Source organism: Nostoc sp. JL33 (assembly GCF_017114985.1).
GTDB lineage: Bacteria > Cyanobacteriota > Cyanobacteriia > Cyanobacteriales > Nostocaceae > Nostoc.
In genome coordinates this window covers 1-9,064 of the sequence record NZ_JABXKP010000037.1, presented here as the reverse complement: position 1 = coordinate 9,064, position 9,064 = coordinate 1, and the positions used below count along the sequence as shown (strand labels likewise).

6 protein-coding genes and 1 pseudogene are annotated in these 9,064 nt (G+C 41.9%); 2 read left to right on the top strand and 5 right to left on the bottom strand.

Annotation, left to right across the window (positions count from 1 at the left end):
* The 3 genes from HWQ23_RS08735 to HWQ23_RS08720 form a co-directional block, all read right to left on the bottom strand.
* A partial coding sequence (locus tag HWQ23_RS08735; RefSeq protein WP_292826487.1) for a filamentous hemagglutinin N-terminal domain-containing protein occupies positions 1-1,465 on the bottom strand: 1,465 nt, incomplete at its 3' end.
* A 235-nt stretch (positions 1,466-1,700) separates the two neighbouring features.
* Positions 1,701-4,313: a CHAT domain-containing protein gene (locus tag HWQ23_RS08730; protein WP_292826484.1), complete on the bottom strand. Its 2,613-nt coding sequence runs from the start codon at positions 4,311-4,313 to the stop codon at positions 1,701-1,703.
* Between the two features lie 493 nt (positions 4,314-4,806).
* Entirely contained in the window at positions 4,807-5,889 is a 1,083-nt protein-coding gene (locus tag HWQ23_RS08720; RefSeq protein ID WP_292826481.1) for a peptidoglycan-binding domain-containing protein, read from the bottom strand.
* 240 nt (positions 5,890-6,129) lie between these two features.
* Between HWQ23_RS08720 and HWQ23_RS08715 the strand changes: the two genes are divergently transcribed.
* Positions 6,130-7,245 (top strand): carboxylate-amine ligase, encoded by a 1,116-nt coding sequence (locus HWQ23_RS08715; RefSeq protein WP_292826478.1) that lies wholly within the window; start codon positions 6,130-6,132, stop codon positions 7,243-7,245.
* A 151-nt stretch (positions 7,246-7,396) separates the two neighbouring features.
* Here the strand turns inward: HWQ23_RS08715 and HWQ23_RS33410 are convergent.
* Positions 7,397-8,068: pseudogene (locus HWQ23_RS33410) on the bottom strand (sensor histidine kinase); the annotation flags it as partial.
* A gap of 287 nt (positions 8,069-8,355) precedes the next feature.
* On the opposite strand from HWQ23_RS33410, the gene HWQ23_RS08700 reads away from it, so the two are divergent.
* Complete coding sequence (locus HWQ23_RS08700) at positions 8,356-8,577, top strand: transposase family protein (RefSeq protein WP_292826475.1); 222 nt, start codon at positions 8,356-8,358, stop codon at positions 8,575-8,577.
* 132 nt (positions 8,578-8,709) lie between these two features.
* On the opposite strand, the gene HWQ23_RS08695 is transcribed toward HWQ23_RS08700, so the two are convergent.
* A partial coding sequence (locus HWQ23_RS08695; protein WP_292826472.1) for an alpha amylase C-terminal domain-containing protein occupies positions 8,710-9,064 on the bottom strand: 355 nt, incomplete at its 5' end.

Genomic DNA, 9,064 nt, shown 5'->3' with positions numbered 1-9,064 from the left:
CCACTTGTGCCCCATCTCGCACTAATAAGGTATTAGTTTTAATAGTCAAATCACCCGCATCCGCTGTTGAGTCTTTCTGTGTCTCAGTATTCAGGTAACTTAAACGACCTTTGATGCCTGTACCAATTACTTTCACGTCTTGAGCATCAACGGTTAAATTCCCTCCCTTGCCCTTACCATAAGTACCAGCAGCCACTTGTGCCCCATCTCGCACTAATAAGGTATTAGTTTTAATAGTCAAATCACCCGCATCTCCTGTTGAGTCTGGCTGTGTGACAGTACCCAACACACTGAAAAATTGACCATCTGCTGATTCACCAATGATCTGAACATTTTGGGCATCAACGGTCAAATCTCCCCCCTTGCCTACACCAAGTGTAAAAGCATTCACCTGTGCCCCACCCCCAACTTGCAAAGTCTTAGCACTTATACTGACATTCCCTCCCTGTCCCTTTGCTTCTGGTAGCACCAGATTATTAATGTAACTTCCATTGTTAAGATTAATTGCTTCAGTTGCATTGAGATTAATATTTCCCGCCTTACTACTATCAGAACCTAGCCCACTATATATTCCTGCAAACAGTCCACTCTGTTTTGTCATTTCTAAATTCTGGGCATTAACCGCGATACTTCCACCATCGCCAGCAGTCACATATACAAGAGCGCCATTGCTAAGGGAAACATTACTTCTTTCTGCACTATTGGGAAAACTCAAGCTCAGATTATTACCATCGCCATTTAACCCAACTGTTCCCGCGCCTGCTAACCCACCTAATTCCACTCGCCCACCAAAAGCAAACAATTTTCCACCATCCATATTGATATCACCACCTACTAGCAGCAAACTCTTGCCATCTGGTACACGCAAACCCGTTGCTATAAATTCAGAAGATGGATTTAAACCGGAGGAAGCAACTGAATTATTTTCGATAGATGCAGTTTTGATTTTATTAAATAGTAAAGCCGAAGGATTGACTGTTAGCAGAGATGAAGAACTTTCGGGATTTTCAGCACTAAAAAAACCTTGATTGCCAAATCCAATAGCATTAGCTGTCGTCCCTACAAAAGAACCACCAATATTTAATTGAGCATTCTGACGAAATACAATCCCATTAGGATTAATCAAAAACAAATTAGCTGTGCCATTAGCGCCAATTAACCCATCAATATTAGAGACTGATCCACCCGTTACCCGACTGATAATATTCTGAATATCCGCAGCATTATTAAACAAAGCAGCACCGTTAGTCGGGACAGAAAATTCCCGAAAGCTGTGGAACAAGTTGCCACCTGCTTGGGTTCCTCCTTCAATGATGCTGTTGTTCCCCTCTAATTTGACACTAGAGTTCTTAGGTAAAGTGCCATCCGGGATAATGTCGGCAAAAGCGCAATTTTTACTCCAAATGCTTGAACCACATATTGCAATTCCTAAAAACCAGCCCCAACGAATACTTATCTTGGACATTGCACCTCTTTAAGCAAACAGCGATCGCTAAACTTTTGGTTATGTCACACCACTAATGTGGGTTTATGGTCGTTGCAGTCACCTCTGATAATTCTCAGTTGCGATCGCGTTCGTTTTACGCAAAACCTAATTTCTTTACATAAATTTATATAATCGCATTGTCAGTTGATGCGATCGCATCTAGTTAACTGCAACTCCTAGCCTGAATCCCACCACTTCAAGTGGTGAGAGTGGCTCAAAGCCAATTGCCTAAAAGAACATAGGGGGCCCAAAACCTGGGACGTTTGTATTTGGGATTTTGCAAAAGAGCTAGCTGGGCGCGACGGAGTACTTCAGCTTTAGTCAAGTTTTTGTTAGCTAACTCTTGGTAAAATTGACTCATCAACACAGCTGTAGACTCATCATCCAAGTTCCACAAAGAAGCGATCGTACTGCGTGCTCCTGCCTGAAAAGCGACACCAGCAATTCCCAATGCAGCTTGTTCGTCCCCGGTAGCTGTTTGACAGGCACTAAGAATGAGCAATTCAATCGCTTCGGGTCTGTTTTGCTCTAGTGTTCGCACTAACTCATTTAACTTTTTGACATAAATACGCTCATCCCAAGCAACAATAAATGTTTCCTCAGCCTTGGAGCTAAACTGACCATGAGTTGCAAGATGAACAATAGGGAAAGATAGAGAATTAATCCGGTTTTGCAAAGCTTTGCTGGTAAATTCTTGATTCATCAGGATGCTGTTAGGGACTTGAGAGCCGATTTCTTCTAACTCCAGTTTGACGTTGGGTAGTGCAGAAAATCCAGAACTTGCTTCAGTCAATCCTGCGACTATTGCCTTTAATTGCTTCTCGAATGGTTTGGGTTCAATCAGTTGCAGACTGGGGGTAAGTGCAATGTTATACTTCTCAACTAGATACTGTTTGCCATCGTAGAGAGCTGCCATCGGAATATTTCGCAACCAGCCATCCAGCACAAACACCAAAGTAGGAGTATTACTTTTAGCTAAGGCAGCTTCAGCAGGTTGAATCAGCCATTTATAAACCTTCTGGGATAAAGACTGAACCTGTCGGAGCGTGTGTGGTTTGGGTAGATTTTCTTGTAGTTGCGCTAAAGTACTTTCCACTTCTTTTTCAACTACCGGGGTAGTGTAGTGCAACCAGCGCTGTTGAGGCAATTCGATGATTACCTCGAATCGATCTGGCAAAATAAATGGATAAATAATTGCTGCCATTGGATCTTTTTTTGGATTAGAGATTTGAGCATTCAAACAGTTGTTGCGAAAGAAGTTTTCTAGTTCTGCTATTTGGAGTAATTCGATTGTATTGCTGGCTTTTTCGAGATTTTCTGAGCTAGGTTGGGAGTTACCCTGAGATTGCAAAAGTAAATCAACTAATTGTCGATAAACTGGTTCAACTTCTTCTCGAAAGGAAAATTTCACCGCAGAATTGACAGCAACTAAATCACTACGGAGAGCTTGGAGGTTATTAACTGCTTCTGTGTAAGCTGCTATTGCTCCTTTGATATCTCCCTTAGTTTTAAGCAAACGTCCTAGTTGCCATTGCCATTGATAGCCAATGTCTTTAGCATCGATAGCTTGAGTAATGAGCAAGGCTTGTTGGGTGAGGTTTTGGGCATCAGACCACTGTTGAGTTTGTTCGTACACTTGACCTAAAACACCAATAGCATAGGATTGTGTGCGTCTATCTTGCAAACTTTTTGCTTGCTCAATAGCAGTTGCCAGTAATTGGGCAATGTCCAACCATGAGTCCGTGTCTGCGGCGGTTTTTTTTCGGAATTGCATTAGACTTTGGGCAAAGTTAATCCGGGCAGAAATTGCTGCCCGACTAACGGGTAAGTCGTTAAGCTGAGTTTTAATTTGAGAGGACAATGTTTGGAAAGCTGACAATTGGTCACTTTTCAGCAGTAGTCTTAGTTGATTTGCTTGAGCTTGGATGCGTGTAGTGGGTGAGGTTGCAGTTTTGATAGTTTGTTGATAAAATTTTATAGCTGTTTGCGTGTCTTGCTGAACACGGGCTGCATTACCCAGACTGAGGAGAATATCAGCGATCGCTTCTTTATCTTGCAACGATGAAGCTATTTCTAAACTTTGCTGTAATATCTGCCGAGATGTTTCTAAATCACCAGTGACTTGCACCACATTGCCGAGACTATGCAGGGCTGCGACTTTAATAGGTGAGTTGGGTTGACTTTGGAGAATCTGGGTACTTTCCCTTAACGTCTTCTCGGCTTGACGATAAAACCCTAAAGCTTGCAAAGCTTGCGCTTGGTTAATCCGATTTTGAATAACCGCTCTTTCGTTTCCTATTTTGGCATAAATGTCAAGTGATACTCGCCAAGTATCCAGGGCATCTTCAGCTTTGCCTTGAGCCAATTGCAGGCGACCTTTGATATCTAGGACTTGAGCTAGAATTTGCGAGGAGTCTTTGCTATCTTTATTTTTAGCAGTTTGTAATAAGTTGGGACTTTGAGCGTGAAGCGAAGCTATCGCATTGCGAATCGCACCTTCTGCCTCTGACCACTTTCCCAATTGCTGATAAGCTAATGATAAATTACCCAGTGCGATCGCAAGTCTTTGTTCATCTCCATTGTCTTGTAATGCAGAGATAGCCTGTTGCCAAGAAACTGCTGCTTGAGCAAACCGTTCGGTTTCATAAAATTTACTGCCCTGTTCTAGCAAACTCTGAGCGTCGGGCAACCTTTTAACAATGGAGTTTTCCGCAGTTACGTGTGCGAAAGTAGGGGGCAATAAAAGAGCGCCTAAGAACATAGCCAAAAGCAGCAGTATACTTAAAAACCGTTTGATTTTCACTAATCTAGATTTTTTTCTTGCCATGTTTACTGCCCTCACTTACGGTAGAATTGGTGCAGAATTATTCACAAAAAGTACTCCAATAGTCCCTAATGATTTCCAAATAGCTGCGATTGCTTTGACATATAACTTAACGTTATTTACGCACAACACAAGAGAATTTAGTCGCGTCAGTGGGCTGGTGATTTAGTAGGGCGAGCAAGAGCAATGATATCTTTTGTGGTTACAGATTATTCTCTACCGAAAGTGACAAAAGAGAGATAAGAGGTTGTTTGAAAAGTATTGGGCGAATCGCACATTCGCTACTACACAAACGAACGCGAACAGCGTCTCGCAGAGAAGTCCACCTCCGTGGAAAGCATGAAAAATCAAGGTTTTTAACCCACGGAGGTGGGTTTTGTCTCGTGTAGCCAAGCCAGTTGCTCATGGGGGAAACCCCATGAGCAACTGGCGGGCGACTTCTAGTCGCCCGGCTAGTAATAAATTAGACTTTTCAAACATCCTCTAAGACTATCCATTAATGTCCATCACTAGACCAGTGGGGACGATCACTAGATAATTTGATTACACCGTAAGAACGGCCTACCTGCCATAAAGTAGAATTCTCATAACTCGTTCGTGGCTGACCAATAGTGACGATGGTTCCACTAGCGTTTTTGATATTTAAAGTTCCTGACCAAGTAATTTCCCAATCAATTGCTAATCCTTGGGTATGACGAGAGGTAAGAACAGGTCGAAAAGCAATATTATAAGCAGACACCATTTCTTTAGCAGCAAGGACAGAGCCAGCTTCCGTATAATGCAGCCAATTAATATCTACATTGGGCATGGGAGGAACATCTTTGGCAGCAATTTCATGATTACTAATACGGAAAGCATAGTGCATTAAATAAGCTCTTTCTGGGGAACGTAATACTGAAGCAATACTGATAGTAGCTCCGGCATTTTGTAAGGCCCGCTCAAAAGCTTGTACTTTTTGACGGAAGGGAGAAGCCAAATCATCGATTAAGTCGCTGTTTGGGAAAAAATTAACCCAGTCCTTTCCACTGAGTTTAAGCCTTAATCTTTTTGCGTATTCGGTTATGTTATCTAAAGCCAGATCAAAATCAATGCCTAGCTTGGTTTTTGTTGGATTAGAAAGCTGTTGAGCTAACTCGGCTCGAAAATTAATGTCTCTTTTCTTATAAGTTTCGCTTAGTCCCCTTATACTGTTGGGGCCAAAGTCTCCATCAACTGTTAAAGGAGGGTTCAACCGAGCGATCGCTGTTAAGCTTTGTTGTAAGTCTTTGACCTCATTCTCACCAAAGTTAAGATAAGATAAGAGTTTTTTTCCGGCATTGGTATAAATAGCAAAATAAATTGCAAAACCTTGCTCTAGTGCTTTTTTATAAGTACTAATATCGACAACTCCTGTCACAGCTAAAGTATTACGGCTTTGATATTCGCGAGTTGCTTTATCTGTAATATTCCCAAAATCACCATCAACGGCAGCAATAGGGAAGCCATTATCTAAAAGAAATTTTTGCCAAGCAGTTACAGTCAGTCCCTCAGACTGTTTCTGGAGAGTAGAAAGTTGCAAGGCTTGAAGTTTAAAGCTCATAGTTTTTATGTAATGACACAATTGTTTTCAGCTAATTATTCTGCCAATGTTTGTCCGATAAATTCAGTTACTACCCCTGCTAAATTTGGATCTCGTAGTTGATTAAAGCCATCGGGAGGTGAACAAAGGCTGTTTGACAAAACCCACTTTGAATTTTAACACCCACAGTTATGCTAGCTTTTCGCAGAAGTACTCAAAAGAGTTAATATTAAAAGCTGCTCCCTTAGAAAGAGATTTTATATGGCATCCCAAACAGAAGACTTCACTATCGGTGTCGAAGAAGAATACCAAATTATCAACCCCGTAACTCGTGAGCTTTGTTCGCGTCAACAGCAAATTTTACAGATAGCCAACAAAGCTCTTGGGGAAGAGGTACAACCTGAAGTTTATCTCTCGCAGATAGAGATTGGCACACCCGTCTGCAAAACGCTGGCGGAAGTACGCGCAGAACTTGTGCGTTTGCGGGGGGAAGTAATTGCCGCAGCAGCCAAAGACGGGAACCAAATCGCTGCGGCTGGGACGCACTCGTTCTCTTCGTGGTCAGAACAGCAGATTACGCCCAAAGAACGCTACCAAGGGCTGATGCGAGATTATCAGCAACTTACTCGCGAACAAATGATTTTCGGCTGTCACGTACACGTTGGGATTAGCGATCGTCAGATGGCACTTTGCGTCATGAACCGCGCGCGAATCTGGCTAGCACCCCTTTTGGCGCTAGCCGCTTCCTCGCCTTTTTGGATGGGCATGGATACAGGATATGCAAGTTACCGCACGGAAATTTGGGGGAGGTGGCCAATATCAGGGCCGCCATTAATTTTTGAGTCACTTGCTGAATATCAAGGGCTTGCAGAAGCTTTAATCGCAACAGGGAGTATAGAGGAGGCGACAAAGATATACTGGGATGCACGTCTTTCTGAGCGTTTCCCAACAGTAGAGTTTCGCGTCACGGATGTATGCATGACGGTAGACGAAGCGGTAATGGTTGCGGGACTGGTGCGTGCCTTAGCACGGACTTGTTACGAGCAAGCAAAAATAGACGAACCGTTCCCAGCAGCACGCCACGAACTTATACGTGCTGCTCACTGGCGAGCTGCACGCTATGGATTGGATACAGAACTGATAGATGTTGAAGCAATGCGTGCTGTCCCGGCGCAGGAATTGCTTGAGAAGTTTCTAGCTTTTGTGCGTCCATCGCTAGAAGAGTATGGAGACTGGGACGAGATTTCATCGCTTGTGCGGCAGACGATGCAGCATGGGAACGGCGCAACACGACAGCGCGAAGTCTACAAGCGTACAGAACGCCTAGAGGATGTAGTTGATTTCATCGTCGCCCAGACGGCAAAAGGTATTGCTTAACTTTTTAGATGCCCACTTTAGTGCTCTTTTAAGAAACCGCATTTGCTTGGGGTTGGGGAATAAGCTCAAAACCCAATTGCTGTGCCCTTTTGTGGAGATGATTAACTGTTCGCTCACGATAGCGCTGCTCATAATAGTCCAGAGCAAAAATTTACACCGGAATTTCAATGATAAATTCTGTACCCTGTCCTGGTGCGGAAATACAGCTTAACAGGCCCCCATGTTTTTCTACGATGATCGAATAGCTAGTTAATAATCCCAAACCTGTACCACTACCTACTAATTTTGTTGTAAAAAATGGATTAAATATCTTATTTTGTAGAGATTTGCTCATCCCTATACCGTTGTCTGAGATGCGGATTAGTACTTTTTTTGATTCTCTTAATTCATATCATGTCCGGTAAATTAGTTGTGATATGTTATTGCGGAAACCAAGTACAGTGTTCGCGATCGCTTCACTCGCAATGACAAGTGTTTAACCGGACATGATATCAGTCTGGATTATAATAGTCGCTTGGCGATTTGTATCTGATGATTCTAAGGCATCAATGGCATTGTTAATAATATTCATAAATGCTTGATTGAGAGCAGAAGCATAACAATTAACTAAAGGTAGTTGTCCATATTTTTCAACGATAGCAATTTCGGAATGTTTACTATTATTCTGAAGTCAATGCTGCAAAATTAACAGCGTGCTATCAATACCAGAGTGAATGTCTACTCGTTTTATTTCTGATTCATCTAAGCGAGAAAAATTTCGCAGTGAAAGCACAATTTGACGGATGCAATCTGCTCCTACCCTCATCGATGACAGGACTGATGGGAAAGATATTGTTGATATAATCGCAGGAGAACCAGGACGAAAAAGTGACATAACTTTATTTCGTCAAGGTCATAAAGGCTTTAGCTTCAATCAAAAATTTCAAGGCGATAAAGGTTATATTAGACTTATCCGGAAATGAGAACTTTATTTGCCTGAAACCTAGCCCTGGACAGGGTTTTAGAGATTATTGTTTCACTTCTGCTAAAAAGCTTGCTAGGTAAGGGTTTCAGCTATTTTGAGCTTTATTTGTGGATAGGTCTATTGGAGAACCATCAATTAAAAGTCCCATGAAGAAACCGAAAAAAGGAGAATTAAGACCTGACCAGAAATCAAAAAATAAAGAAATGGCTTCAGACCGAATTTTTGTCGAACACTTAATTCGTGTGTTAAAAATATTTAGAGTCGCCTCTGAAAGATTTAGACTAAATTCAAGTAAATACGAACAAATAATTATGACAATATGTGGACTCGTGAGACTACGGATAGGAGCCTTAGTTTTACCATTATAAAATCTTGGAAAAAACTGGGTAAAGAATTGGTGTAAGCTAATCAGTATTTCTAGCCAAGTTATCAATAGGAACTATCTGAAAGCCTGATTTTGGCGTTAAAACTGAGATACGCAAGTCATAGCGATTGATTGATCATCTTTGCAAAATAAATATCTTAGCTGTATAGCTTGGCAAGTCAGTGACTAAAACATCTTCTCCAGATTCCACTTCCCGATTACCAACCCAATCTCGCCAATACCCAGTAGTTGGGAAGTCGGAAATTTTATATTGATTTAGATTCTGATCGGAGAAATTTACCACGACGACGACATGAGAATTTTGCTTATCCCAACGGGTGTAAGCCAGCACTTTCTGATCTGCATTTTCGTAGAAAAACTTAATATTGTCACTTTGCAAAGCTGGAGTTTGCTGGCGTAGAGCAATAAGCTTTTGATAAGTAGAACGAGGTGAAAAAACCAAACTGTGTAAAGATAAGTAAATACATATA